Origin of the sequence: Caldiplasma sukawensis (assembly GCF_052315375.1) — an archaeon.
In the GTDB taxonomy this organism is placed as follows: domain Archaea; phylum Thermoplasmatota; class Thermoplasmata; order Thermoplasmatales; family Thermoplasmataceae; genus Cuniculiplasma.
The window spans coordinates 1-25,462 of the sequence record NZ_JBLSDG010000007.1 but is presented as its reverse complement, the minus strand read 5'-3'; the positions used below and the strand labels follow the sequence as shown (position 1 = coordinate 25,462).

The 25,462-nt window shown below is 34.7% G+C and carries 27 protein-coding genes and 1 tRNA gene; 14 read left to right on the top strand and 14 right to left on the bottom strand.

What is annotated here, in order from left to right:
• Nucleotides 1–38: 38 nt before the first annotated feature.
• Nucleotides 39–1,364 carry an MFS transporter gene (locus ACNF4Z_RS04940; RefSeq protein WP_458328134.1) on the top strand — a complete coding sequence of 442 codons (1,326 nt, stop codon included), beginning with the start codon at nt 39–41 and terminating at the stop codon, nt 1,362–1,364.
• Here the strand turns inward: ACNF4Z_RS04940 and ACNF4Z_RS04935 are convergent.
• Genes ACNF4Z_RS04935 through ACNF4Z_RS04925 form a run of 3 tightly spaced genes read right to left on the bottom strand, consistent with a single transcriptional unit; the run spans nt 1,355 to nt 3,935 of the window.
• Nucleotides 1,355–2,464, bottom strand: coding sequence for a 5-(carboxyamino)imidazole ribonucleotide synthase (locus ACNF4Z_RS04935; protein WP_458328133.1), 1,110 nt, complete (start codon nt 2,462–2,464; stop codon nt 1,355–1,357). The two genes, ACNF4Z_RS04940 and ACNF4Z_RS04935, sit on opposite strands and share 10 nt — an antisense overlap.
• Nucleotides 2,442–2,915: a 5-(carboxyamino)imidazole ribonucleotide mutase gene (gene purE / locus ACNF4Z_RS04930; protein ID WP_458328132.1), complete on the bottom strand. Its 474-nt coding sequence runs from the start codon at nt 2,913–2,915 to the stop codon at nt 2,442–2,444. The genes ACNF4Z_RS04935 and purE overlap by 23 nt, the downstream gene beginning before the upstream one ends.
• A gap of 21 nt (nt 2,916–2,936) precedes the next feature.
• Complete coding sequence (locus ACNF4Z_RS04925) at nt 2,937–3,935, bottom strand: L-threonylcarbamoyladenylate synthase (protein WP_458328131.1); 999 nt, start codon at nt 3,933–3,935, stop codon at nt 2,937–2,939.
• Between the two features lie 45 nt (nt 3,936–3,980).
• Here ACNF4Z_RS04925 and ACNF4Z_RS04920 point away from each other — a divergent pair, with 45 nt between their 5' ends.
• On the top strand, nt 3,981–6,356 hold the full coding sequence (locus tag ACNF4Z_RS04920) for a M1 family metallopeptidase (protein ID WP_458328130.1): 2,376 nt from the start codon (nt 3,981–3,983) through the stop codon (nt 6,354–6,356).
• A gap of 14 nt (nt 6,357–6,370) precedes the next feature.
• Nucleotides 6,371–7,036 carry a 16S rRNA methyltransferase gene (locus tag ACNF4Z_RS04915; protein WP_458328129.1) on the top strand — a complete coding sequence of 222 codons (666 nt, stop codon included), beginning with the start codon at nt 6,371–6,373 and terminating at the stop codon, nt 7,034–7,036.
• Here ACNF4Z_RS04915 and purD read toward each other — a convergent pair whose 3' ends face one another.
• Both purD and ACNF4Z_RS04905 read right to left on the bottom strand, forming a co-directional pair.
• On the bottom strand, nt 7,037–8,350 hold the full coding sequence (gene purD / locus ACNF4Z_RS04910; protein WP_458328128.1) for a phosphoribosylamine--glycine ligase: 1,314 nt from the start codon (nt 8,348–8,350) through the stop codon (nt 7,037–7,039). It lies immediately after the preceding gene.
• Nucleotides 8,340–8,831: an SMC-Scp complex subunit ScpB gene (locus ACNF4Z_RS04905; protein ID WP_458328127.1), complete on the bottom strand. Its 492-nt coding sequence runs from the start codon at nt 8,829–8,831 to the stop codon at nt 8,340–8,342. Before ACNF4Z_RS04905 ends, purD begins: the two co-directional genes overlap by 11 nt.
• 96 nt (nt 8,832–8,927) lie before the next feature.
• Here ACNF4Z_RS04905 and ACNF4Z_RS04900 point away from each other — a divergent pair, with 96 nt between their 5' ends.
• Nucleotides 8,928–10,313, top strand: a complete 1,386-nt coding sequence (locus ACNF4Z_RS04900) for a purine-cytosine permease family protein (RefSeq protein WP_458328126.1) — start codon at nt 8,928–8,930, stop codon at nt 10,311–10,313.
• Nucleotides 10,314–10,315: 2 nt separating this feature from the next.
• Nucleotides 10,316–10,768: a dCTP deaminase gene (locus ACNF4Z_RS04895; RefSeq protein ID WP_458328181.1), complete on the top strand. Its 453-nt coding sequence runs from the start codon at nt 10,316–10,318 to the stop codon at nt 10,766–10,768.
• On the opposite strand, the gene rnz is transcribed toward ACNF4Z_RS04895, so the two are convergent.
• Complete coding sequence (gene rnz, locus ACNF4Z_RS04890; protein ID WP_458328125.1) at nt 10,752–11,681, bottom strand: ribonuclease Z; 930 nt, start codon at nt 11,679–11,681, stop codon at nt 10,752–10,754. The two genes, ACNF4Z_RS04895 and rnz, sit on opposite strands and share 17 nt — an antisense overlap.
• Before the next feature lie 15 nt (nt 11,682–11,696).
• Complete coding sequence (locus tag ACNF4Z_RS04885) at nt 11,697–13,052, bottom strand: glycerol-3-phosphate dehydrogenase/oxidase (RefSeq protein ID WP_458328124.1); 1,356 nt, start codon at nt 13,050–13,052, stop codon at nt 11,697–11,699.
• 61 nt (nt 13,053–13,113) lie between these two features.
• Between ACNF4Z_RS04885 and ACNF4Z_RS04880 the strand changes: the two genes are divergently transcribed.
• A complete protein-coding gene (locus ACNF4Z_RS04880) occupies nt 13,114–13,980 on the top strand; it encodes a DUF929 family protein (RefSeq protein ID WP_458328123.1) in 867 nt (288 codons plus the stop codon).
• Between the two features lie 5 nt (nt 13,981–13,985).
• Here ACNF4Z_RS04880 and ACNF4Z_RS04875 read toward each other — a convergent pair whose 3' ends face one another.
• Both ACNF4Z_RS04875 and ACNF4Z_RS04870 read right to left on the bottom strand, forming a co-directional pair.
• On the bottom strand, nt 13,986–14,759 hold the full coding sequence (locus tag ACNF4Z_RS04875; protein ID WP_458328122.1) for an NAD-dependent epimerase/dehydratase family protein: 774 nt from the start codon (nt 14,757–14,759) through the stop codon (nt 13,986–13,988).
• A gap of 37 nt (nt 14,760–14,796) precedes the next feature.
• Nucleotides 14,797–16,488: an APC family permease gene (locus ACNF4Z_RS04870; RefSeq protein ID WP_458328121.1), complete on the bottom strand. Its 1,692-nt coding sequence runs from the start codon at nt 16,486–16,488 to the stop codon at nt 14,797–14,799.
• Nucleotides 16,489–16,700: 212 nt separating this feature from the next.
• Between ACNF4Z_RS04870 and ACNF4Z_RS04865 the strand changes: the two genes are divergently transcribed.
• Genes ACNF4Z_RS04865 through ACNF4Z_RS04850 form a run of 4 tightly spaced genes read left to right on the top strand, consistent with a single transcriptional unit; the run spans nt 16,701 to nt 19,425 of the window.
• Entirely contained in the window at nt 16,701–17,147 is a 447-nt protein-coding gene (locus ACNF4Z_RS04865; protein ID WP_458328120.1) for a hypothetical protein, read from the top strand.
• Between the two features lie 5 nt (nt 17,148–17,152).
• Entirely contained in the window at nt 17,153–17,749 is a 597-nt protein-coding gene (locus ACNF4Z_RS04860; RefSeq protein ID WP_458328119.1) for an isochorismatase family protein, read from the top strand.
• 12 nt (nt 17,750–17,761) lie between these two features.
• Nucleotides 17,762–18,358: an AAA family ATPase gene (locus ACNF4Z_RS04855; protein ID WP_458328118.1), complete on the top strand. Its 597-nt coding sequence runs from the start codon at nt 17,762–17,764 to the stop codon at nt 18,356–18,358.
• Complete coding sequence (locus ACNF4Z_RS04850; RefSeq protein ID WP_458328117.1) at nt 18,355–19,425, top strand: hypothetical protein; 1,071 nt, start codon at nt 18,355–18,357, stop codon at nt 19,423–19,425. Before ACNF4Z_RS04855 ends, ACNF4Z_RS04850 begins: the two co-directional genes overlap by 4 nt.
• Nucleotides 19,426–19,438: 13 nt before the next feature.
• On the opposite strand, the gene ACNF4Z_RS04845 is transcribed toward ACNF4Z_RS04850, so the two are convergent.
• Nucleotides 19,439–19,804: a hypothetical protein gene (locus ACNF4Z_RS04845; protein WP_458328116.1), complete on the bottom strand. Its 366-nt coding sequence runs from the start codon at nt 19,802–19,804 to the stop codon at nt 19,439–19,441.
• Between the two features lie 164 nt (nt 19,805–19,968).
• Between ACNF4Z_RS04845 and ACNF4Z_RS04840 the strand changes: the two genes are divergently transcribed.
• Nucleotides 19,969–20,391, top strand: a complete 423-nt coding sequence (locus ACNF4Z_RS04840; protein WP_458328115.1) for a hypothetical protein — start codon at nt 19,969–19,971, stop codon at nt 20,389–20,391.
• Between the two features lie 165 nt (nt 20,392–20,556).
• The gene (locus ACNF4Z_RS04835) at nt 20,557–21,879 is read left to right on the top strand and encodes a hypothetical protein (RefSeq protein WP_458328114.1); all 1,323 of its coding nucleotides are present in this window, start codon (nt 20,557–20,559) and stop codon (nt 21,877–21,879) included.
• Between the two features lie 4 nt (nt 21,880–21,883).
• Here the strand turns inward: ACNF4Z_RS04835 and ACNF4Z_RS04830 are convergent, their stop codons facing one another.
• Together ACNF4Z_RS04830 and ACNF4Z_RS04825 are read right to left on the bottom strand one after the other, a co-directional pair.
• Nucleotides 21,884–23,293, bottom strand: coding sequence for a prolyl oligopeptidase family serine peptidase (locus ACNF4Z_RS04830; RefSeq protein ID WP_458328113.1), 1,410 nt, complete (start codon nt 23,291–23,293; stop codon nt 21,884–21,886).
• Between the two features lie 75 nt (nt 23,294–23,368).
• Nucleotides 23,369–23,629: a hypothetical protein gene (locus ACNF4Z_RS04825; RefSeq protein WP_458328112.1), complete on the bottom strand. Its 261-nt coding sequence runs from the start codon at nt 23,627–23,629 to the stop codon at nt 23,369–23,371.
• Nucleotides 23,630–23,708: 79 nt separating this feature from the next.
• Here ACNF4Z_RS04825 and ACNF4Z_RS04820 point away from each other — a divergent pair, with 79 nt between their 5' ends.
• Together ACNF4Z_RS04820 and ACNF4Z_RS04815 are read left to right on the top strand one after the other, a co-directional pair.
• A complete protein-coding gene (locus tag ACNF4Z_RS04820; protein WP_458328111.1) occupies nt 23,709–24,047 on the top strand; it encodes a hypothetical protein in 339 nt (112 codons plus the stop codon).
• Nucleotides 24,048–24,078: 31 nt separating this feature from the next.
• Nucleotides 24,079–24,152, top strand: a tRNA-Arg gene (locus ACNF4Z_RS04815).
• A gap of 128 nt (nt 24,153–24,280) precedes the next feature.
• Here the strand turns inward: ACNF4Z_RS04815 and ACNF4Z_RS04810 are convergent.
• Together ACNF4Z_RS04810 and ACNF4Z_RS04805 are read right to left on the bottom strand one after the other, a co-directional pair.
• Nucleotides 24,281–24,691 (bottom strand): hypothetical protein, encoded by a 411-nt coding sequence (locus ACNF4Z_RS04810; RefSeq protein WP_458328110.1) that lies wholly within the window; start codon nt 24,689–24,691, stop codon nt 24,281–24,283.
• 11 nt (nt 24,692–24,702) lie between these two features.
• On the bottom strand, nt 24,703–24,888 hold the full coding sequence (locus ACNF4Z_RS04805) for a hypothetical protein (RefSeq protein WP_458328109.1): 186 nt from the start codon (nt 24,886–24,888) through the stop codon (nt 24,703–24,705).
• Between the last annotated feature and the right edge of the window lie 574 nt (nt 24,889–25,462).

The window sequence follows — 25,462 nt, the reverse complement described above, 5'->3', positions numbered from 1 at the left end:
CTGGGTAAAATTATAAATATCTTTTAAATACCATACTATTGGTTCAATACAGTTCAGAACTCCCGCAGAGCTATAGTAAAAGATTTCGTTTATGGTATACCTCCTACATATTCTCAAATATGGGATCTGGCGTACTAAATCCAATGATACCAATTTTCATATCTTTTTATTTCTCTCAGTCTGTAATTTATGTTGGTATTGCATCCTCACTATCTTCATTATCATCTGTAATTGCACTGATTTTGTGGGGAAATATTTCTGACAACGTGAGAAAGAGAAAGATTTTTGTGTTGATAGGTTTTTTTGGCTCTTTTATATCACTCTTTTCAATACTATTTATTTCTACAGTAACTCAGTACATATCAGTGTTGATTATTTACCAGTTTTTTGCAATGGCATCTGTCCCAGTTTCAACCCTTCTTATAATTGAAAATGAAATAGAAAGCGAATGGTCTAACACAATTTCGGCATTCAGTTCCATATCCACAATAGGCACAGTTCTTGGCCTAATGGGAGGTTTTCTCTTTGTATATCTCTTCCCAAGTTCAACCTTCATACTCAAGATCATATACGTGACCTCATCAATAATATACCTTCTGTCATTTTGCCTTGCCATATTCACACTGAGGGAAAGTGACAGAAAGATCAGGAGGAGTTCACTTTCAAATCTTTTCTCTATAAGAGCATTCGAAAGGGGAAGATACGCCCCTTCATACGTTATTCACGTGATCAAGCTTTTTGGTTCAAAAAAAGAGGCCAAAATGTCAGGAAGGCTGCTTCGTTATCTCTTTATATCAGGTTTTCTGATGTTTGCATTTCAGGTTTTTTTCACACCATACCCTGTATTTTTGATAGACAAATATAATTCTCAAGAATGGGAAGTATATGTAATGTATATTCTCAACAGCGGGCTATCAGCCATTTCATTTCTATATGCTGGAAAATATATAAAGAAAGCCTCACTTGAAAAATCACTATACATTCCTCTTTTTATAAGAATAGTTGTTTTTGGAGGAACATCAATCATACCAATGATGGATCTGTACTCGTCGGTATTTCACGTACTTGTCATACTGATATATGGTGCAATGGGATTTGTATGGAGTTTTATAAGTATCGGGCAGATATCATTGATAAACAGATCATCAACACCTCAGAACAGGGGGAAGGCAATTGGTTATTACAATTCCATTATTGGTGTTGGCCAGATACTTGGGGCTTTTCTTTCCGGTTTTATTGTTGATTATTACGGATTCTCTTACACATTTATACTTGCATCAGCATTAGTACTTGTGGGGCTTTCACTGATAGCCATTTTTAATAAAAGAGATAAAAAAATTATGAATGCAATGCCTCAGATATAATCATAAAGACTTTCTCCATACATGATTCTCTGAATTTCACCAATTTTGTTCATAAGTTCCCTTTCATTTCTTCCAACAACGTTTACGTGACCCATCTTTCTCTTCCTTCTCACTTCCTCTTTCCTGTAATCATAAATGTCTGTATCCCCAAGTTTGAGGATGCTTTTGCTTTCTTTTAGGGTGAGTTTTTTTCCAAGAATATTCACTATACCTGAGGGCAGGTATGTTTCAGGATGGGCTATGGGAAGGCCTGTAATAGCTCTAATGTGGTTCTGAAACTGTGAAACGTTGCTTCCCATCAAAGTATGATGTCCTGTATTGTGGACTCTTGGCGCATATTCATTTATGAGTAATCTGTCATCTACCACAAAAAATTCTATCCCAATAACACCATAATAATCCAGTTTTTCCATAAGTCTGCTGGCAATGTCCCTCATTTCCTCTTTTATTTTTTCATCCTTTAATGTGGTATTGTTCCTTATCAGTATGCCATTTTTATTTAGATTTTCTGAAGGTTCATAATAAAATTTCTCACCATCTACTGATCTACCTGCAATTATTGATGCCTCATAGTCATAATCGACAAATTTTTCAACAACAAATTCACCCTCTTCATCTATTGGGTAATCATCCATCCTGTTATGATAAAACTGCCCTTTTCCGTCATAGCCACCCTCCGATCTCTTTATGACAAATTTCTCAAATTTCTTACTGCTTTCAAGGGCTTTTTCGGCATTTTTCTCAACTACAAATTCTCCAACTGGAAAACCATTGTCTCTGAGAAATATTTTTTCCCTGTGCCTCTTCATCTTTAGGTCAACTGATTTAATGGACGGAAAAAGTTTTCCCTGCTTGTTTGCGTATTCCAGTATCCTTCTGTCAACATGTTCAAATTCATATGTGACGGTATCACTTTGATCAACGAATTTTTCCCAATCTTCTCCTTTATATTTCCTGCTGGCTATCTCCATGGCAGGATCCTTTTCACCACCATAAACATTGAATGAAAGTGGAAGGTTCCTGCTCTCCAGTATCATCATAAGCCCTAACTGACCTGCTCCAACTATTCCAACCGATTCACTGTAACTTGATGTTTTCAACTTTTTCCCTCTCCTTTTCCATGTAGTTCCTCATGGCATACATCAGTTCCGGATATTTTATTGAAAGTATTCTCACGGCCAGGAGTCCTGCATTTTTTGAATTATTTATTGCAACTGTTGCAACAGGTATCCCTCCCGGCATCTGTACTATTGAAAGAAGTGAGTCTAGACCGTTAAGTGCTTTTGTCTGAACAGGGACGCCTATAACTGGTAAATTTGTGATTGATGCAACCATTCCTGGAAGGTGAGCTGCTCCCCCGGCCCCTGCAATTATGACCTCTATCCCAGCTGAACTTGCCTTCTCAGCATAATCAAACATCATTTTTGGAGTCCTGTGAGCGGACACAACCTTTGTCTCTACATATATTCCGAACTCTTTTAAAATTGAAACAGCATCTTTCATAACTTCATAGTCTGAAATGCTGCCCATTATAACAGATACTTTCGGCATATCTGTTAATAATTTTATTCATTATAACTGTATTGCCGCCTTTTTCAATCTGTTCATGATTGAAATGTAATATCCCTTCTCTTCAAAAGATTCTATGTACCCTGATCTGTATGGTGAGTTGTCCAGTTTTCTGAAGGATTCATAAAGATGTGATGATATTTCGTATGGATTTTCCCTGTTTCCAATCAAAATTATGTTTTCCCCTACACCATTTTTTTTCAATTTTTGATATAATTCATTTGTAACTATGAACAGCGATTTACCATTATCATCAAAATATAGTTCTTCTATTTTTTCAGATTTACAGTAATATAATGATTTCTCAGGTGAATAGTGCCTGTATTTCATTCCTGGAGACATAACCTTTGCCCCTTCCTTAGCATACTCAACATGTTCAAATATATTCTTTAGATCATCTTCCGTTATTGCACCGGGTCTTAAAATTGTGCATTTGTCATCTTCCGGTAGTATCACTGTGGATTCAATTCCATATTTGCAATTACCACCATCAACTATCAGATCAACCTTATTGCCCAGTTCATCCAATATGTGAGAAATTCTGGTAGCGCTTGGTCTACCTGAAATATTTGCACTTGGTGCTGCCACAGGAATATTGGTATACTCGAGCATCCTGGTTGTAAATGAATGGTCGGGTATTCTTATACCTATGGTGCTGAGACCTGCGCTTGCAACATTGCTTATGGTTTCTTTTTTATTCATTATTACAGTCAGGGGACCAGGCCAGAATTTTTTAAGTTCTTCAATATGGGCAACTTCCTCTACAAAGGCATATTTTTCTATTTGTGTAAAATTTCCAAGATGAATTATTAGTGGATTGTCTTGAGGTCTCCCCTTTGCCTCAAAGATTCTTTTACAGGCAGTATGGTTCCGTGCATCGGCTCCCAATCCATAAACAGTCTCTGTTGGAAATATAACAAGGCCTTCATTAATCAATGTATTTTTACACATTTCCACACATTGTTGAAAATTGTTTTTATTGGGCTCCAGTATATTTACCATTCACATTCAGGAATACAATTTTATACTTAATCACTTTTCAAGAATATGGAAAAAATCAAAGAATATAAAATATATTATAAAATAGATACTGATAAATTGCAATTCCAGGGTACAGAAAAGATATACTGTACAGTAAAGGGTGATTTTGAACTTAACTGTGCGGATATGGAAATCGAGGATGTCGCAATAAACAACAGGCAGATCATGTATGAGGTTGATGAAAAAAATCAGTCTCTAAAGATAGTTTCTGATATCAAGGGGGAAGTGGAGATCGATATTAAATTCAAAGGGAAGATTTCAGATGGGTTAAACGGAATTTATTACTCCAAAGAAAAGGATTTTGTTTTTATAACAACTCAATTTGAAGCAACAGGGGCAAGATACGCATTCCCATGTATGGATGATCCATCCTTCAAGGCAGAATTTTCCATAACCTTGGATATTCCTGAAGACTATGATGGTATTTCAAACATGCCAACAAAGAAACAGGAGGTCAGGGATAAGAGAAAAATTATAGAGTTTGAAAAGACTCCAAGAATGTCCACATATCTTCTTTACATAGGTGTTTCTAAATTTGACAGGCTTGAGAAAAAATACGGTTCAAAATCGGTCGGTCTTGTGGCAGCAAAAAATAAATTTAAACTGAACGAGAAGCCAGTTGATATGGCAATTGATACTATCAACTTCTTCGAGAATTATTTTGGTATAGAGTATAAACTTCCAAAGGAGGATCTCATTGCAGTTCCCGAATTTGCCTTTGGAGCAATGGAAAACTGGGGTGCAATAACATTCAGGGAAATAGAACTTATAGTAACGGATACAACAAGCTCAATGATATTGAAGAGAATAGATGAGGTCATATCCCATGAACTTGCACATCAGTGGTTTGGGGATCTTGTGACAATGAAATGGTGGGATGACCTGTGGCTTAATGAATCTTTCGCAACATTCATGAGCTATAAGGCAGTTGATCATAAGCATCCTGAATGGGATATCTTTGCAGAGATGGTTGGTTCTGAAACTTCAGGAGCAATGACAGGAGACAGTTTGAGAAATACCCATCCAATACATGTTGAAGTAAAATCTCCAGAAGAAATATCCCAGATTTTTGATGAAATATCATACGGAAAGGGCGGTAGCATTCTGAGGATGATGGAATATTTTGTGGGAAAGGAGAATTTTAGAAAAGGAGTATCTGAATATTTAAGGGAGCATGAATTTGGAAACGCTGTTGCAAGCGATCTCTGGAATTCAATAGGAAAAGTTTCAAAAATGCCGGTGGACAAAATCATGTCTGCATGGATAAACAAAAAAGGTTATCCAGTTCTTTACTGCGAAATTATTGGTGATAAGATTAGTATAAGACAGTCAAGATTTCTACTTGATGGTACAAAAGACAGTGAGATCTGGCCAATTCCAATAACAGTTGTGAGAAATGGTAGCACTGAGAGTGTACTAATGGAGAATCAGGAGATCAGTATTCCATTGAAGGATTTCAAGTACCTTAACAACGAAAGATCAGGATTTTACAGGGTAAGATACAGTAATGAATTGCTTGAAGAGGTTTTGAAACATAAGAATGAAATGGATAAGTTTGCAAGATTTGGACTCATCTCGGACTACTATGCCTTTTTCCAGGCTGGTGAGATTAAGCTGAATGAATTAATGTCCTTGCTTTCAGTATTTACTGAGGATCAAGAATATATTGTGGTGGATGTGATGATATCCGTAATCATGAACATTTATAGAATACTGGAGCCAACAAACAATTTCCTTGAGTTTGCAACAAATTATATGAGAAATCAACTCAATAAAATGGGGGAAATTTCAGCAGAGGAGGGGATAAACAGGAAGGTTCTCAGAGGCAGGCTTAAAACATCACTTTCAATAATTGATACTGAATTTTCAAAGGAAAATTCACAACACATCAATGAGTATTTCAAATTAGATGCGGATTCAAGGCCTTCAGTTTTAATATCATATTCAATAAGCAGCAATGATGAGAATAAATTGCTTGAAATACTTGAGAAGTCAGATTCAGACGAGGACAGAGTAAATGTTGTTTCTGCACTTTCTTATCTTAAGGGTGACCAGAAGTTGAACAGAATACTTGAAATGATCCTTGAGGGCAGAATAAAAAAACAGGATAGTATAAGATTTATAATAAGTTGCTCGCTTAACAGGGAAAACAGGAAATTCATAATCACAAACATGGAGATGATATACAAGACAGTGGATCAGTTCTTTAAGGGCACAGGGTATAGTTCAAGGATGTTGGAGGTAGTAATTCCATATTGTGGTCTGGAAAATGAAAGCGCGGTCAGGGAATTCAGCTCAAAGTTTTACAACCCAGAAAACTCTAAGGGTATAGAAAAGGGTCTGGAGTATCTTACAATCTTTAAGAGAATGTCAGGAAAGTAATGGTGCATCATAATATGCTAAGGGTCACAGTGGTAGATGCTGAACTCGAACTGATTCCGGAAAAAATGTGGGAAGACCACAGAGTTAGAAAATATTCAAAGGAGAGGGGAAAACACCCCTCAAAGATTCTTTTGGATTCAAATTACCTTCATTCTGCAGTGGAAACTTATTTTCCAGGAATGGGTAATAGAATGGGAAGACCTGACATATTTCACATTTTAATCAACGTTGTTCAGGACAGTATTGAGAACAGACTTGGTGAGATAGAATTTTACATTCATACAAAACAGGACATTATAATAGAAGTGAACAGGGAGATGAGACCTCCAAAATCTTATAACAGGTTCACAGGACTTTTTGAAAAATTATTTGAAAAAGGGTATATCGACGCTCCTGACGGTGAAATTTTGATGAAGACAAAAAAAGGTGGATGGCGAGATGCAGTAAATCCAAATTATAAAACTATAATAATGCATCCAGATGGTGAAAAAACTAGGGTTTCTCAAATATTCAGTGATGAAAATGAACATTATAATTTAATTATAGGAGGTTTCTCAGAGGGAGACTACCAGTCAGATATAAAAGGAAAGATGTATTCAATTTTCCATAAGGAATTAACAATTTGGACAGTAGCTGCTCACTCAATAGCCGGTTATGGATTTTTTAAAAAAAATTTGTAATTATTTTTCCTTTCCATGTATAAAATTCATCTTTGATGATATGTTTTTCCCGGTTCCTATATCATGTCTCATGAAATAGTCCCCCTCAATTCTCCAAAGATTTCTTTCTATAATTTCTGAGGCCTCAAAAATGGAGTCTGCCTCCGCATATAGTGCAAGAGACCTTGAAGAGGTGGTCTCGAATTCCTCTATTTCACCATTAACTGATGCATAGTATATGCGGAAGTTGCTTTTCAGATCGTTTGAATTTACCTTCAGTTTAGTCTTTTGAGGCGAAGTACCGTAACCAGGGGGGACCAAGTATTTTACCACAGAGGCCTTTTTTCTAAACTTTCCCATATTTTCTGACAAGCTACCTTCAGAAATGGCGAAGAGAATATCTACAACATTTCCCTCAAGTAGTGATATCATGTTTATGCCCTCAGGGTCTGCTATCCTGCCATTGACCTCAATTATCTTTACATCATTTCCTGTGAACATGAATTGTGGATATATTACACCCCTGAATATTGAACCGTCTGAGTAAATTGAACTGACTATCTTTTTTGTTATGTCCTTTGCCTTTTCTATGGTTTCCTTATCCAAAAATGGAAGATTTCCGTCCCAATCTGTTATAGAACCCATTCCACCTGTATTTGGCCCAATATCGTTTTCCAAAAGTCTTTTATTATCCTGAGCCACAGGGCCAAATATAAAGTTCTGTCCATCTGTAAAAGCCTGAATTGAAAATTCAATACCCTGAATTTTTTCCTCAACCAGTACAAGTTTATCCTTCTCTATTAAGGTTGATCCGTATTCAATTGCATCTTCAATTGAATTTATCTGATCACCCATCACCTTTACTCCCTTTCCACCCGTCAATCCTGATGGCTTTATTGCAAACATCATTTTTGAATTCTCATTTAAAAATTTCTGCAATTCATAAACATCATTAAAAGTTTGGAATTTAATATTTCCAGGAATTCCGAATCTTTTTATCAGCTGTCTCATATATATTTTTGACGATTCAATTTGAAACGCCTTTGAGTTTGGGGATGCCACTCTGTATTTTCTCACCTCAAGTCTGTCAACAAGAGGGGTTGCAAGGTATCCATCTGGACTAACATATACAAGATCAGGATCAACCTCCTCAATGAAATTAAGGATCTTTTCATAGTTATCCGCTTCTGCATATGCAACCTTCTCTGAAATTTTATTCAGGGAAGGGTTCTGATTACTCATTACAGTGAAGAGTGAGGCACCAGACTCCTTTATTCTTCTCCCCAATGCATCTTCCCTGGCGCCACTTCCTATAAGTACTATTTTATTGCTCATCTTCACCACCTTTTTCCATTTTAGGTTGTTTCGGTGGTTGAATATTGAAATAACTGTAGAACTTTCTTGTGAGTATTATCTTCTCAGTATTCCTGTACTTTTCCAATTTGATAAAACCCATCTCTCTTACCTTCATAAGTGCAAGTTCAAAATTTTTTCCAACTGCATCCTTTACTCTTCCAACAGTATCTATTCCTGAATTTATCACTGAGAGCAGTTTAAGTCCATCATGATCAATTTCGGGCCTTGCAACTTGCATTGCAATATTCTTGTATTCGTCCTTAAGTTCCATTCTATATTTTTTTCCCACCTTTTTTATCTCAATGCTTGTATCTCTCTTTGCATATTCCTTTGTGAGTTTTTTTATTGCCTTCCCCACATCCTCTGAATCTTCTCCACAAATAGAAGCTATCTCATTTACTTGCATCAGATAGCCTGAAGCAAAGAGTATTGCCTCGACCTTTTTCTCAACTTCATCCATCAAACCTTTAATGGATACTAAACTTAATTTTTTTCTAATGATCCACTAATATATAAGCAAAAAGAATATTAAATTATTGGATTTAATTTCCCAGCGATGACTGAAATAAATTCAGGATCAGATGAAACTCTTTTCAATGAGATAAATGCTGATGGAAGAAAGCTTTTGCCATCCTCTCAGTTCTATCTTTGGTTTGGATCGAACCTCACGGTGGCGGATCTTTTCCTGGGAGTTTACGTACAGAGCCTTGGTCTTGGGTTTAATTACACTTTAATTGCATTTTTGATAGCGAATGTTTTAGGTGGCGTGCTCGTTGGATTCATGAGTTATCTGGGACCTAAGTATGGCAGAGGTCAGATGTATTTAACAAGAAATGCAATGGGTAAGAAGGGAGGAATTGCCTTTTCTTTGCTACAACTTCTCAATACTGGTGGATGGTTAACAGTTAATCTGATCATTTCGGCAACTTCACTTGCATATATAATTTCATTAACACACGGAATTTCAGAGGCGGTTGAAATAACATCGATTATGCTAACTATGCTTTTTTTGATCCTTATAGTTGCATATGGTCATAATTCAATAAAGAAGTTTGAAAAGATCATGTCTGTGCTTCTTGGAATCCTATTTCTTTATCTTCTTGTCTCATCATTTTATGTCAAAGGTCAGCCTTACAGTTCAATGGGAGGTACATTCTCCACTCCGGTATTTGCAGCCGCAATTATGTTATCATTCTCATACATAATGTCCTGGGGTCCATATGCAGCAGATTACTCAAGGTACATACCTGACGGTAGAAAGAACCAGATGGGTTCTTTTATCTGGACATTCGCAGGATCATCTGTGGCATCTTTTATAGTTGAGGTGATCGGATTTCTTATAGGTTACAGACTCAATCTGGGGGGAAATTTTGAAAATTCCGCTTTCCTTAGTCTTTTGGGACCGCTTTGGTTTGTTGGTTCCATGGCTCTCTTCCTGGGTGGAGCCGCTGCAAACTCACTTAACCTATATTCAAATCTTATGTCAATAAGGTCAATGGGAATTAGGTTTTCAAAATATGGAATTATGTCTGCAGTGAGTGTCATAGTTCTCATTCTATCTTATATTTTCTTCTACAATTTTGACACATATTTTGAAGGTTTTCTTTACGTTCTGGATTACTGGATAACACCCTGGCTTGGAGTTATGATCTGTGAGTTTTTCATACTCAAAAATAAGGATTATTCAGGGATCAATGTTAACTGGCCACCACTCATTGCGTATATAATATCAATTCTCATTTCAATTCCGTTTATGGACACAGTGGAATCATCTTTTGGTATAACAATACCATTCTATAATTTAACAGGTGGGGCAGACATCAGCTATGGGATTTCATTTGTTGTTTCAATAATTCTCACAATAGTTTTTGAAACTACATTCAGATCAAGGTTTAACAGGGAGAATAAACTAATGGAATTGACAAAAAAGGTGAAGAATTGACGGTGATAAGTGATGGGAACATAAAAAGACTCAGTGAAGAAGCTGGTCTTATAAAAGAGTTCAAAGAGGAAAATCTGACGCCCAATGGTTATGATCTTACCATTGGATCTATTTATGGAGAGAGAGGGATTGTTGATGAAATAGATGTATTGACTGGGGGATGGGTAAAGATATTAACTGCGGAGAAGCTGTTAATACCTGAATTTCTCACTGGCCTGATTCAGATAAAATCAAGATTTGCAAGGAAAGGATTGATAGGCTCTTTTGGTTATGTTGATGCTGGATTTTCAGGAGTACTTGAACTATTTTTCTACTCATCCCATGAAGGAATACATCTGAAAAAAGGTGATAGGATAGTTCAGATAATATTTATCAGGACGGAAAAGCCTGAAAAAAATTATGCTGAAAGATCTGGTAATTTCAATAACATAAACAGTTTCACTGATTTAAAATAGTTTCCTCCTTTTTTATCTCAACACTTAGACCATCCTCACTTAAAAATGAGTTCTCAAAAATTTTTTTCGCATCTTCAAGAAGGATTGATGTGTCATCTATTCTTGGACTGTAATGAAAGAGAAAGAGTTTCTTTACCCCAGCATCCCTTGCAATCTCAGCAGCCTGTCTCGCAGAGGTATGGCCATACTGGTTAACAGTAGGTTCAAAAGATGAGTCCGTGGAACTCTCGTGAACCAGCAAACTTGCATTTTTTGCAAAATCCACCATTTTTGGATTTGGTCTTGTATCGCCGGTGTATACAAATGTTCTGCCAGGCCTGATACCTGCAGAAATTTCATTCAGGTATATTTTTCTACCATTATGTTCAGCATAACCTTTATTTCTTATTGTTTCAATCAGTGAATGATCCAAAAGCAAAGTTCTGGCCTTTTCAGGATCTATTTTTATAAGATCATTTTCAACTATTTTGTAGGAGAGAGCAGGAACTGGGTGATCAGCCCTTATTGACTTTACTGTGAAATCTGGAAAAATAATCTCCGTCTCATCTTTAAGTTCATGTATTTTTATATTGAAATTTAATGAATAATATCCAAGAGAGAGGGAATTTATAATCATTGATGCACCATTTTCAGGAACATAAATATTCAAATCCTTAGTTCTTCCATTGAATGACATGCTCTGGATAAGACCTGGAAGTCCCAGAAAATGATCACCGTGTAAATGTGTTAGAAATATGTGATCTATCTTCATAAATGATATTCCATACTTCATTATCTTTCTCTGTGTTCCCTCTGCACAATCAAACAGTATTGTGATATCGTCAATCTGAAGAATTATGGCGGGAAGGCCTCTTCCAAGATATGGCCAGGATCCACCTGTACCAATAAAAGTAACCTTAATCTGTCCAGACATAAGAACACTATTGGATTAGGTTTCAATTATTTTTCCATCTCTTCCAAGTGCCCCTTTGATGTATTGGTAATATTCCTTTCCTCCAGTAAGGGTATTGAATGGAAAACACTCTCTTCTCAATATTATATCGTCCGGATATATTGCACACTCAAAATCCCTTTCATAATTAAAAATATCAGGATATCCAAGTTTTGGCCTTACGTAATCTATTTTTGGAAGCCCCGCTGTATTTATACCCATCCTGCTCATCCTGTTAAGTATCTTCCCAACCTTTCTCACTGCAGATCTGTAATTTGTCAGTTTTCCACCGAATACATTAATGAACCTGGAATCATGTTCAATATGAATACCTCTTGAAATCTTTCCAGGATTATTTGATTTCCCATATAGTGGTCTTATGCCTGCATATGAAAAAATGATATTCTCTTTCTCCACCCTTGTGAATAATCTTTGTGAGCTTTCAATTATGTATTCTATATCATTTTCATCCACACTAAAGTCATTTGGATCCTCTACAAAATGATCTGTTGTCCCTATTATTGTCACCTCACCTCTGTTAACTGCGAACATTTGCCTTTTGTCAATATGCGATCTAAAAACAACAGAATTCTTAATTCCAATGAGCTCAGATGGCACAACTATATGGACTCCCTTGCTCAGTTTTAAATTGTATTTTTTATTTTCTTCATAATTATCCGCTATTTTTCCCGCCCATGGCCCAGCACAGTTTATCACATATTGCGAATTAATTTTGAAATCCTTATTACCGATGTGATCGTGAGCTGTTATGTTAATATTATCCATTCCCCTTTCTATTTCTTTAACCTCGCAATAATTTAAACATATGGATCCATTGTTCACCGCATTCACAACATTGTATATGACAAGTTTTGAATCATCAGTGTATGAATCAGGATATGTAAAATATCCCTTAACTTCTTTTGAATAATTTCCTCCGTTTTTTTGAAATTTTGGAATTGAAAATTTTCCTGAGAAAAGATTGTACAAAAATATGGCAATACGAATTGTAGATTTTTTCCAAGAATATTTGTCAAGCAAAATTTCAAATTCCATTTTTTTTACAATTTCTGTATTTTCTGTAAGATAATCCCTTTCCCTGATCAGATCCAGAACTTCCAGAAATTGAAAATTTTCAAGATATCTTATGCCACCATGAACAAGCTTGGTTGAACCTGAACTTGTTCCCGAAGCAAAATCATTTTTCTCGAACAATACCGTAGAGATGCCATTTTGAGACAGAAGGTTTGCCATGCCTGCACCCATTATCCCTCCTCCGATTATGGCAACGTCAAATTTTTTCTCTTTTTTAATCCAGTCATCTCTCACTTTTTCATTGAACTTTAAAGGCATCTGTTTGAAGATTAAGAGGGCATAGATAAACTTTAAATTAAAAATTTAGCATATAGTTTTAATGGCTTCCAAAAATAATAAAAATAACAATAAAAAACATGGGAATTTTAAGGGACCTCAAAACAAGATGATGGGAAAAATATTAATCGTAATTGTAGGCATTATTCTTATAGTTGCTGTGATTTCATTCAGCGGAATAATTAACATTCCAATATTTTCTGGAAGTGAAAGTTTTACACCTCCAGATTATGCTGAATGGGGAACATTCTTAAAGGTAAGTGACAATAACTATTCTCCCAGTGGACAGATGAACATATATTTCATATCCTGGATAGGATGCCCTATAGGAGCATCATTATCATGGGGTCTCTATGGTGCAATGGCCGATTATAACAGTTCAATAAGCAATATAGTATATTCACACTTATCAGATCCAAACGAAGGATCTCTTGCAAACATACCAGGTGTCATATTCACAAGCTCTGCAACAATGAATATTAACGGAATGCATGCTTCATTCAAGCCTATTTACATGTACAATGAGACACTTTTTGGGGAGGAAGGGAGTGATTATTCATTGCAAAATGGAAATGGCATCGCCCTTGCTCCTGATCAGGTGGTTAGTTACGGACTTTCAGTGGTACAGAGTCAGGTACCAACACCCATATTCACAATTTTCAAAAATTATGAATTGAAGTATAAGATAGTAAATCTTGATAACGGGACCAAAACATCTGCAAATATGACCGGTACACAGCATTTGACCACAATGCTCATAATTACAGGACCATCTGGCACATTCATACTTAATGGGCCACTCATAAATCCGACAGATCTGCAATCTTATACCCTTTACTACCTTGATCATCATTATGCAAGTGTGTCTGAAATATCTTATGAAATATCAACAATTCAGTCATATATGTAAAAAAACTATATTTTATCATTTTTTATGAAATTCAAAACTCTTTTAATCCCATCTTCAAGTGGAGTGATATTTTTTATGGCGGGATTTCTAGCCACAAGATTGTCTGCTTCATTCACAATGTAATCTTCATTTTTGTATTTTATTTTATTACCTGTTATTTTTTCAATTTTATCAATAAGTTCAATTACCGATGTTCCTTTTCCAGTACCAATTTCATAATCCCCAGGTCTAACTCTTCCTTTCAAAATGTCATCAATGAATTTTACCACGTCACCCACATACACAAAATCCCTAACATGTTTACCATCTCCATAAACAGTTGCGGTTTCCCCTGTAATGGCAGCTCTGGTAAAAAGATAAACTGCACCTTTTCTTGCATTTTCTCCATAAATGTTAAAAAATTTCAGTATATATGATTCAATGCCATAGAGTTCTCCGTAAAGATCTATCCATTCTACGGCATTTTTTTTCGCAAGTGAATATGGATTTGTGGGTTTTGCAGTTGATCCAGATGAAGGAAAAATAAAAGATGCCTTGCTTTTTCTGGCAAGTTCAAGCATTTTAACCGTCAGATTGAGGCCATCATCAAAATATTCATATGGGTGCTCAACTGACTTACGAATTAGACCCCTTGCGGCCATATGTATTATAAAATCAAATTTAACGTCTGGGATCGTATCCTCCAGATCATAACCGTACACTTCATTTTGAGTATTTTTCAGGTAATTGAAAATATTCCCACCAATAAAACCCTTGTGTCCAGTAACAAGTATTTTCACATCATAGAATAAAAAAAGTAGTTAAAAATTTTTATATTCAGGCCTCCTCTCCTTCCTTTAATTCCTTTGGTGCCCTTTCTATGAGTCCTTTGAAATCATTGACTTCTGTCTTTGGTGCAACCAACTGTGAAATAACGAAGAAAATTGCTGCATACACTATTACTAAAATGAAGTCATATGGATATGGAATCACGTTTATACCGCCTGTGTCTGAAGATCCAAGATATGAAAGAATAATAAGGCCTATTACATAGAATGGAATCCATATTCCGTTTTTAAAGTGGAATTTCAAACCTTCTCTTTCCTTATTGAGACCCACATTGAAAATCAGAAACACTATTATGCCCACAAGTTCTGCACCCATTGCATACAGGACTGTTGGCCACTCTGACCAGTAAATAAGAAGTGTTGCGAAAATGAATGCAAGAATTGACCATGGAATATGTGCCGGTGTCTTGTAAGGTCTCTCAAGATCAGAGTAAAGTTTACGCATAACCGGAACTGAAGCCGCGACTATTGCGAAGTTAACTGTAGCTGCTGAAACCACAAAATCTGCAAGTGAATACCAATTAGGAATTGGAATAAGAAACAGATCTCCAATAACAGCTACCAGTATAATTGCATAGAGAGGTACTCCTTTACTGTTTGTTTCCCCAAGTTTATTTGGCAGTGATTTTTCCCTTGTGAAACCGAAAATGATTCTTGAACTTCCTGTCAAATAAACTCCAAAAGTTCCAAGTGGAGCGAAAATTGCAAAAAGCAATATGAGTAGGATTATGGCTTCCAATATAACGTGGGAACTTCCAGTTACATATGGAAGTGATCCGTCCAGTATCTTTGCCAGAGGTGATGAAAGACCTGATACGTATGACCAGTCACCTACAGGTTGGCCAAGTCCAGCCCAGTTTATAGCTGCTACTGTTATCACTGACATCAAAATGTAAAAAATGCTTTGCACTGCAAGTGTTATGCCTATTGCAAGTGGAAGATTTTTCTTTGGATTTTTGATTTCTCCAGCCATATCTGCAACCTGTCTGTATCCACCAAATGAAAAAAGAATTCCAGATGCAGGTATGGCTATAACTATTCCTGCGGCTCCGTAAGGGGTGTAATTTGTCACAGATGGAATGAAGCTGGGTGTGTTAAAATTGGATGGATGAAATACTATCAGGGGAACGATCACTATTATTGCTATGACAGATGCCACCTTTAACCAGGTGAGACCGGTGTTAAACCGACCAAAGGACTTAATTCCAAGGACGTTCAGAATAACAAAAAGAACTGTAAGACCTATGGACAGCAAGATACCATAAGGTGTGAGAAAACCTGTGGAACTGTCATAAAGTTGCGGTATGTAAAAAGAAGCATATTGTGAAACAGCCACAGCCTCGATTGGAGGTATAAGCACTGCCCACAGAAACAGTGACCATCCAGACATGAAACCTCCAAAATTTCCATAGGAGTAATATCCAACTCTTGCACTTATACCTCCTCTTGGTGCCATGGAAGAGAATTCTGCATAAGGTATGGTCACCACAACTATCATGATGGCAGCAATGATCCAGGATAATATAACCGCAGGCCCTGCAAAGGCAGTCCCACCTGCAGCGGCAAATAAAATACCTGAACCCACTGCCCCCCCTATACCAAAAAGCGCTGCATCCTGTAACGAGAAAGCTCTTCTTAGGGTTGAGCCCTGTTCGACGTCAACATCTTCCGTAGGATTCATATTTTATAAACACAGGATATCTTATAAATGTTACTAAAAAATAAAAGTTAAACTTACTTTTTTTTATACGAATATTAAAATCACGCTTATTCCATTAACGTTACTTTGGCAAATTAAAAATAGCACTCTGAATATGAATATCAAGCAACCTATTAATAATATTTAAAAATTTTAAGATTAAGTTTTAATTCAATGAATAAATAAGGCAATCAATGAAACCTCTGGAACTTACAGGAGGGATTGTTCTAATAATTGTTTCAATTTTAATTTATATCAGAAATATTTCTTTGATACTTTTTCTAATCTCACTGATAATAGGTATATATCTGACTTTTGAAGGCATCAGGATACAAACACAGTCCCAGCTTCACAGGAAGGTCGGTAATGTAATTTATAAGGGACTGGAAGAGAAGGGTATAGAAAAAATAAAAAAGGGAGAACTGAAGGTTTCAGAAGAGGAATTCATGGACGACCTAAGCAGGCTCAGATCCTATATATTAAAGCAAAGCAATGTACCGATTATAGGTTTCAATTCAATATACCTGAATTATGGAAGTGAGTCAGAAGCAGAGAAAGATGCAGAGTCAATTAGAAATCTTGGGTTTGAATGTCAGGTGGTTAATGATAAAAACAATTTCAGTATAAAAATTGAACTGTGATAATAATGGATTCAAATTATATATTGGATTTTCTGAATGTTAATAATATTGTGACTATCGCTCTTAATAACAATTTGAGAAACTTTGAGACAATTTATGGTAAAATGGAATATTTTACCGCAATGGAATATTTTAAAGATTTTTGTTCAGGGAAAAATATTGAATGCTACAATGTGGAAACGACCAATCTGAAAAAGAATAGAATCGTAGAGAATGATGAAGGTGTTTTGAGACAATTTGATAATGAAGTTAAATACAAATTTAAGAGCAGTTATGAAATGGAATATATTGGGAAATTCCATGAAATTGAATTGAATGGTAAGCATTTTTTAACAGATGGTGTCAATGGTACAAAAATTATAAAGGAAAAACTTGGTGATCTGAGTGAATACAATATAATTATAATTGGTATAAATACTGAGAGAGAGGTTCTTATGAACGCTATCTTTTCAGTTGATGAGGGAGCAAATGTTGGTATTATTTCAGATTGTGTCAGCAGCAGATCTGAGAGGCTGCATTTTAACTCTCTTGAAATAATGTCAAAATTTGCATATGTTTTTGATACTAGAGATATGCAGTCAATTGAAAACCAATTGAAATAGGGTGTGTATATAATGAATTTCAAAATAATTCTTATTGGTGGGATTCCAGGGGTTGGAAAAACAAGTCTTTCTGGAGAACTTGCAAGAAGATATGGCTTCAATATTATGATGTCTGGAGATTATATCCGGGAATCAATAAGGGAATTTGTTACTGAAGAAATAATCTCATTAAGTGTCTACGAAGCTTGGAAAGTTTACGGGGAAAAGAATGCAGAGAACATAGTCAGAGGTTTTGTTTCACAGGGTGAACTTGTAAACAGAGCAACAAACAGAATAATTAAGCGGGCTATTAATAATGGGGAACCAATGATAATCGAAACTCTTTATTTCATACCTGAACAGCTGATATTAAAAAATGAAAATGTGATTCCTTTTTATATAAAAATATCCGACAGGGAAGAGCATGTGAATAGGCTGAATAATAGGCAGAATTACACGCATTTTAACTCTCCGGGTGAGAGGCTTTCAGCACAGCTTGATACATACAGATATATGATGGATTATTCAGTGTCTGAATGCATTAAATCAGGCATAATGGTTTTTGACAATATGAATTATGAAAATACAAAAATAAAAATTATGGAATACGTTGGAGAGATGATGAGATGACACATATATATAGTGGTGAAGCCAGAAAATTCAGTGAAAACATGAATAAGATAAATATTGTTTTCGGTGAATACGATTATGAAAGAAAAAAGACTGAAGGTATTGGATTCGGCTCTTCATTTCCAATAACGGGAATAGAGAAGTTTCTTGGTTATTACAGAAATGATATTAATATCGCAAATTTTCCATCACTCTCAATAACAACAGACTTTGCAAGATGTTATTCGGCCGCAATAAAATCGGAAAAAGATATGGTGTATATTGACGGAAAACCCGATCTTGAAAATTCAAAAAGATGGAAAAAGGCAATTGAAAGTTTCAGGAAAATATACGGGATAAAAGAACATTTTAACTTTTACATTAAAAGATACAGAAGATATGGCAATGCAAAGGGTGTGGGTGAGTCATCAATGGTGGCAGCATCAGCAGCGGAAGCTCTTGCAAACCTATGTTTTGAAAATCCTGATAAATCACTTATATCAGCAATTGCAAGACTGGCTTCTGGTTCTGGGACCAGGGCTGCAACTGGAGGTCTAAGCTTGTGGAACTCTTATCCGGGAATCGAACAGAAAAAATCCCATGGAGTTAAAATTCCATTCATTTTCAGTAAATATGAAATAGGAATGATCCCATTTCCACACAGTGTAAAAACTGAGGGTGTTCACGGTCTTGCATCATCCTCTCCATTCTACAGAGAATGGGGTAAAAATAAATTCTTAAAGATTTTTGATCTTTTGAATTCTATTAACGAAGAGCAACTTGTGAGAGCAGCGGAGCAAGATATGCTGCTCATGCATTCACTTCTTATTTCAAAAGGAAAGAATTTGATGAATGAAAAAATATTCAAAATTATGGAACACAGGGATTCAGAAAATATGAACATGTTCTTCACAGAGGACACAGGGCCATCCATAATCATTTTCTACACAAACCTGGATGACATTGAAGAAATGCAGGATAAATTTAACCTGAAAATATTGAAAGGAAAAATAACATATGAAAAACCAGATATTGATATTTCATTTGTTAAAGAGTGTGAAGAATATTTTCAAGCAACTGTAAAATAAAATATTCTTCTAATTATAACATGAGAAGAATTCCGCCAATTCCTGAAATTATTGGGCCTATTACAAATCCTGCTCCAAGGACAAAAAGAACCACACTCAGTATCAGAACTATTATGCCATTTCTGACATGAATGTTTTTTCCTCTCCCTTTGGAAATTCTCTCCATTGCTACTGAAAGCAGAATTATGACAATTCCAACAATAACGGTAACAATTGTACCGGCAGCAAGAACAACCCCTGCCTGAGTGAATCCCTTTGAAAATGAAAAGGCTGCACCAACTCCACTTACAAAGGCGACTAAAATGAGAAACAGTCCTGACAGAGCTGAAATTATTGCACCCAGCAGGATTAAAATTCTGGAAACTTCTCTGTTTGACATCGAGATATATTTTATCCTAATATAAATATATTTTTAAAAACATTGTAAATGGCTGGCAAATATTCCAAATATATTACACAAATTAATTTTTATCTTTTTTTTCGTAAAGTTTTCATTTTTAAAAAAAAATTTATCAGCTTTTTTCATAATGACTTGATTTGAATATGAATGTAAATAAGAATTTTAAATTCAATCTGGATTATTATGAATTTACAGTTATTTTAGGTGTAATACTGTATATTTTTTTCTGGTCACTCTTGGATATTTTGAGGATGCTCAGTTTAATGGATTCCGTCTTTGACGCAGGTATAATTTCACTGACACTTAACTCAATTATTCATGAACATTACCCAGCATACATTCTCTATATGTCTGGATTTTCCCTTTTAAGAATTATTTTCAGTCCACTGATTCTCATAGATGGCATACCGGGAATGCTTGTTATCCAGGAAATATTTCTGGGATTGCCCGCCTGGGTTTTATTTAAAATATCTCGCTTAAAAGGGCTCGATGGATCTGATTCATTGCTGATTTCACTCTCTTATCTGATATACTTTATTCTAGCAGGTGTAAATCATTATGATTAACACTTTCAGGCATTTTTTATTTTATTATTCCTTCTCGGTTATTTATTCTACTTAAGGAATAACTGGAAAACTGCCACATTATTATTTTTTCTTTCCGGAATTGTAAGGTTTCCATATCTCATATTCCCTCTTTTATTTTTTTCAATCATTTTGATAAAAAATGTTATGCAGAAAAAATTCCATCTGAAGAATCTCAGTAAAGAGGAAAAGTACATAATTTTGAATATTTCAATATTCATTATATATTTAGTATATTCCTATTTTGTCCTATTCACTTCTAAATACTATCTCTATCAATCTGGAAAATTGTCTGGCTATTTTCATGTTAGCTTGTCAAATTTTTACAGCACTGTTTTTTCCGATTTAAGTAACAAGATAATAACTCTACTGTTAATATTTTTACCATTTACTTTTATTACTCTGAAGAAATTCAGCTGGTTAATTTTTCTCCTGCCCTTTATCTCATTTTCTTTTTTGAGCAACGGCAATGTATACGATTATCCCCTCTTTCTTCATTTTCAGTACACGGTAACCATCGCTCCATTTGTTTTTCTGGCAATAATAGAGTCTCTGGAATTGAAATACAGGGAAGATCCTGGTGTAATAAATGTTTCAGAAAAAAAGAAAAATAAAAAAATAGACAGTTTTTTCAACAAATTAAAGTTAAAAAAAGGACTGATTGCCATGTTTTCTGTATTTTTGCTTATGGCTCTTGTATTTCAGCCATGGGGACCATTGAACAGATACACAAATGACCCATTCAGAAATGATATCTATCATCCCGATATTTCTACATATGAGGCCTATGTTAACATAGTTGATCTAATACCATCAAACAATCCATATGTTATATATCAAAACAATCTTCCTTACGTTGACGTACATGATTATGCTTTGTCCTGCCTTGAAGCTTTTGATACCTTATTTGGATATCCTCTTAATTTTTCGTATGTTCTTCAAAATTTAAGTACAACAAACAGGGTTGACTATGCTCTGGGTTATTATGAGTGTTTTGACAGAAATGGAGAACTGTCAATATGTAGTGCAATGAACAGATTATATCTAACTGGAAAATACGGTATAGAAGCATTTTACGATGATTTTATTTTACTGGCAAGGAATTATTCTGGCAAACCAGTTTATTTCCAGGAAACAAACCTTTCAATATTCTCCTCCACATATAAATTGTCAGGTTCATATGAGACAAGCATACCATTCAGCATACTTATTCCAGGAAATTATTCAGTTGTGGTTGGCAATCCACAAAACAGTAAAGAAAATATAACATTTTCACAGGTGTTTTACAGAACCTCAAGCTTTTGTTACAATATCACTAATGATACTGAATTTCAAAAAAATTCAAATAATTTCACTCTCATAATAGGGTTAAAGAGGTTTTTCAGTACAGGATTTCTAGTTTTAAAATCTAATACAATTGATTCAAGTATAATATTGAGGGTAAATGTGAAAAGTCTTTCTGATTATTAAAAAATTAAGATTTTTTAAATATGTATTCACAGAAACAAATAAGCACTGAATAAAGTAACTCTGTTTCATAATTATCAGGTCCAATATGCCCTCCCTTTGTAACGTAAAGAAATGTTTCAGGTTTGAACTTTTTCATATTTTGGAAAAATTGCAGAGCATGATATGGATGCACCCTATCGTCATTTTCTCCCGTATAAGTAAGGGATGGATGGTATTTTTTATCCTCAATATTGTGGATTGTGGAATATTTTTTTAAAAATTTTGCATCCTCTGGATTTTCTGGATCACCATATTCATACTTCCAGAAATTTCCCGCTAAGAACTGATGAAAATTTAAAAGGTCTGTAACAGGATTTCCAATTATGGCACCGCTCAATAATTCAGGGCTTGTTACAAGTGTATATGAAGAGAGAAGACCTCCATTGCTAACTCCATAGCAGATTGTTTTGTAAATTCTATTTTTCAGTATTCTGAGGATCTCACGGAACGCCCCATAAACGTTCTTCTTATTTTCCCTCATTTCAAGCTCATGCCATTTTTCACCATATTCCCCTCCACCTGGAAGGTTCACTATGAATATGTCTACACCCTCATTGTAAAGTGAATAGAAAAATGGGCTGAAAAATGGTTCGATGGATATGTTAAATCCTCCATATCCATAAACAAGTGCATTTTTTGATCCTGCATTCATATGAAAATAGTGTATTTTCATATTTTCATAATCAAAAAATCCTTCATCACACCTAACATTCCCGTACTTCTGTTTATCAATACTGATGAATTTGCAATCAGAATATTTTAAAATGGAAAATGGTGTGTCAAAGGATGAGATAAGTATCAGTGATTCAATGCCGTTTGAACTCAATTTCAAAAGTCCGAATTTTTCATCGTTTTCCATTTTACAGATAGATTTCCCTGTTTCATCAATCACCTCAATAATTGACTTTGCATCAGACAGATATGATATGAGAAATCCTCCATTCACCTTCACAGCATCAGTTACTGGAAAATCCAACACTATTCTGGTTGATTCCCATTCTATTATTCCGTTTCCCTCCTCAATTAGAAATACTGGAGTGTTGTTCCTGAAACCGATCATTGTCCTCTGTTTTTCGAAATCCTTTACATGAAAAACTTCAGTAGGTTTATCCATTTTCGCAAGGTACAGGGAAGACCTAACACCATTACTGCATAAAATGTAAAGATCCCCCTCATTCTTTCTCACTTCAATTCCCCACTCAGGACTGAGGGTTTTTCCAAATATTATCTCGTTATTTAGAAAAATATATGATCCAGCTTTCACATCCTTGGTGTTTTCAGGAGCGATTATTTCAACATAAATGAGATCATTATCTTTTAAAAATGCATCTGTTATCCATCCATTTTTTATCATAATGATTTTATCTTCATTCATTACCCTCAGGGTTCCATAATCTGACCCTGAGGATTCAAATATCAGAGTTAAACCGGAATCATCATCAATCTTTGCTCAAATTATTACATTCTCCGTTTTATATATCAGCTTTTTACCTTTCAAAACAAAGTTCATTCCCTTCTCTGTCATGATGTACAGTTCCTCTTTCTTTCCAAGAAAAATGTTTTTGCAATTTCTTGCTTCAAAAAATTTTCTGTATCTGATCCTGTAATTTTCAATTTGTTCGGGGTTGAAAAATTCAATTGTCTTTTCCCTATTTTCTCTCATATATTTGATTATGTTTTCATCAATTTTTTGAAAATCTAAATTCTCCACTTAACTTGAGTGAGTTTTTTTATTTAAATACTATTAAATTGAAATAGTCATTTTAATATTTAGTACAAAGAATGGAAATATGAAAGTATACTATGATGATCACTGTGAAATGTGTAAATTTATAAAAAATTTGGATTCAAAATCATCCCATGAGTATCTGCCCATGTCAGTTAATCCTCATATTCCAAAAGATTCAATATATATTCAGCAAGATGATTCAATTTTATCTGGATATGATGCTGTTCTCAGTCTAATTTCCAGTTATGAGTTTACAAAATTTCTAATGCCATACATGTTATACCTGAAAAAAATTGGATTGGGAGATAGATTGTACTCCATCATTGCATTGAAAAGGAGAAATTTCTTAATTGAAAATTTATTTAGATTGCTAAACAGATTAATGTTTCATAAACAGTAATAGATTTTATAATGATCATCTATACTGAAATGCCCAAGTGGGGTAATTTGGATATCCTGAAGGCCTGCGGAGCCTTAGATCCGGGTTCAAATCCCGGCTTGGGCGTGGGGCGTCAGAACATTGCATTTAAATTGTATATAAAATGTGTTTACATTATCTGAATATGCAAATTATTTTTTGTGGCTCAAAATTACAGTGTGATAAAAAATTGATGTATATCTCAGAAATTTTTCTCATTCCATTGTTATTCTTGAAACTTTTACAGATATAATTTTTGCAAGTTTTTCAAGATCTTCTCTGATGGTGATTAGTGTGCATCCGTTTTCTCTACAGAAAACACACAATACTGCATCATAAAATTTTGCTGAATAGGTTACGGCTAAATTCAGAGCAGTTTCTTTAAGTTCTTTGTTCAATTTAATTTCATCGTATTCTTCCAGGAAAGATAAAAGCTTTACATAGAATGATAGAAGTTTCTCTTTATCCCTTATATCTTCAACTCCTGCCGAAAGATTTGAGATAATTGATGAAATTTCAACAGAGTAATTTTCTGGAATAACAAAATCTTCTGTGTAACTTTCGATCATTTCACTTTTGTTCATTAGAACTTTAAGAAGCGTCCAGGGATCAAATAAATATCTCATGTATATTTCCCCTAAATTTTTATAATATTTTTAACAGAAGATGCATCCTCCAGAACAGCCTCAACCTTCTTTTCCCGGCTCAATTTTTTAATTTGATCCTGGATAGCATTTCTGCAGAATTCTGAAATGGAATCTGTTGATTTTATAAGGGATTCATATAATTCATCATCTACTCTTATGCATATCATTTTTGTCATACTAATAGTATAACAAATTATATTATAAATATTTTTATTTTTAATAATACAAATAATAAAACCTATAGAAAAACAATAAGATAATATAAATTGTAAAACAACTAGTAATACAATTCAATCATTGAAATAATACTAAAGTATACAAAATGAGGGACAGAATCATTAAAAATATTTTTTCGTTTGATGAGCGATTTATAAATTAGTCATCTATAATAAACATTAGTTAGGAATCATATTAACATAGAGCATGTTATATTCTATAGGGTTAAGCTGTTTACAAAAATGCCGTATAATAATAGTTATACGATTTTTAGGGATACGAATTTCTAAGAATATTCAAATTGATGTGTTCATTTAATTATTATACTTTGTTACACTGAAATTATATTGTTATGTACTAATATGATTATTCTCAAAGTTTGTGAAGGGATAATCTCATAGTGTCCCAAATGTTGTGTATTTATAAAGGATACCTCCTTTGGAACATTTCCTTAATCTCATCAATGCATTTATAATATCCCCTCAATGATCTCATTGACCATTTGTCATTTATCTCTGCTGCTCTCAGATAAAT

Coding starts and splice junctions, on each gene's coding strand:
- purE (WP_458328132.1), bottom strand. CDS start 2,915: ATGCCGAAAGTATCTGTTATAATGGGCAGCATTTCAGACTATGAAGTT.
- ACNF4Z_RS04925 (WP_458328131.1), bottom strand. CDS start 3,935: ATGGTAAATATACTGGAGCCCAATAAAAACAATTTTCAACAATGTGTG.
- ACNF4Z_RS04920 (WP_458328130.1), top strand. CDS start 3,981: ATGGAAAAAATCAAAGAATATAAAATATATTATAAAATAGATACTGAT.
- ACNF4Z_RS04915 (WP_458328129.1), top strand. CDS start 6,371: ATGCTAAGGGTCACAGTGGTAGATGCTGAACTCGAACTGATTCCGGAA.
- purD (WP_458328128.1), bottom strand. CDS start 8,350: ATGAGCAATAAAATAGTACTTATAGGAAGTGGCGCCAGGGAAGATGCA.
- ACNF4Z_RS04905 (WP_458328127.1), bottom strand. CDS start 8,831: ATGGATGAAGTTGAGAAAAAGGTCGAGGCAATACTCTTTGCTTCAGGC.
- ACNF4Z_RS04900 (WP_458328126.1), top strand. CDS start 8,928: ATGACTGAAATAAATTCAGGATCAGATGAAACTCTTTTCAATGAGATA.
- rnz (WP_458328125.1), bottom strand. CDS start 11,681: ATGTCTGGACAGATTAAGGTTACTTTTATTGGTACAGGTGGATCCTGG.
- ACNF4Z_RS04885 (WP_458328124.1), bottom strand. CDS start 13,052: ATGCCTTTAAAGTTCAATGAAAAAGTGAGAGATGACTGGATTAAAAAA.
- ACNF4Z_RS04880 (WP_458328123.1), top strand. CDS start 13,114: ATGGCTTCCAAAAATAATAAAAATAACAATAAAAAACATGGGAATTTT.
- ACNF4Z_RS04870 (WP_458328121.1), bottom strand. CDS start 16,488: ATGAATCCTACGGAAGATGTTGACGTCGAACAGGGCTCAACCCTAAGA.
- ACNF4Z_RS04865 (WP_458328120.1), top strand. CDS start 16,701: ATGAAACCTCTGGAACTTACAGGAGGGATTGTTCTAATAATTGTTTCA.
- ACNF4Z_RS04860 (WP_458328119.1), top strand. CDS start 17,153: ATGGATTCAAATTATATATTGGATTTTCTGAATGTTAATAATATTGTG.
- ACNF4Z_RS04855 (WP_458328118.1), top strand. CDS start 17,762: ATGAATTTCAAAATAATTCTTATTGGTGGGATTCCAGGGGTTGGAAAA.
- ACNF4Z_RS04850 (WP_458328117.1), top strand. CDS start 18,355: ATGACACATATATATAGTGGTGAAGCCAGAAAATTCAGTGAAAACATG.
- ACNF4Z_RS04845 (WP_458328116.1), bottom strand. CDS start 19,804: ATGTCAAACAGAGAAGTTTCCAGAATTTTAATCCTGCTGGGTGCAATA.
- ACNF4Z_RS04840 (WP_458328115.1), top strand. CDS start 19,969: ATGAATGTAAATAAGAATTTTAAATTCAATCTGGATTATTATGAATTT.
- ACNF4Z_RS04835 (WP_458328114.1), top strand. CDS start 20,557: ATGCAGAAAAAATTCCATCTGAAGAATCTCAGTAAAGAGGAAAAGTAC.
- ACNF4Z_RS04830 (WP_458328113.1), bottom strand. CDS start 23,293: ATGAATGAAGATAAAATCATTATGATAAAAAATGGATGGATAACAGAT.
- ACNF4Z_RS04820 (WP_458328111.1), top strand. CDS start 23,709: ATGAAAGTATACTATGATGATCACTGTGAAATGTGTAAATTTATAAAA.
- ACNF4Z_RS04810 (WP_458328110.1), bottom strand. CDS start 24,691: ATGAGATATTTATTTGATCCCTGGACGCTTCTTAAAGTTCTAATGAAC.
- ACNF4Z_RS04805 (WP_458328109.1), bottom strand. CDS start 24,888: ATGACAAAAATGATATGCATAAGAGTAGATGATGAATTATATGAATCC.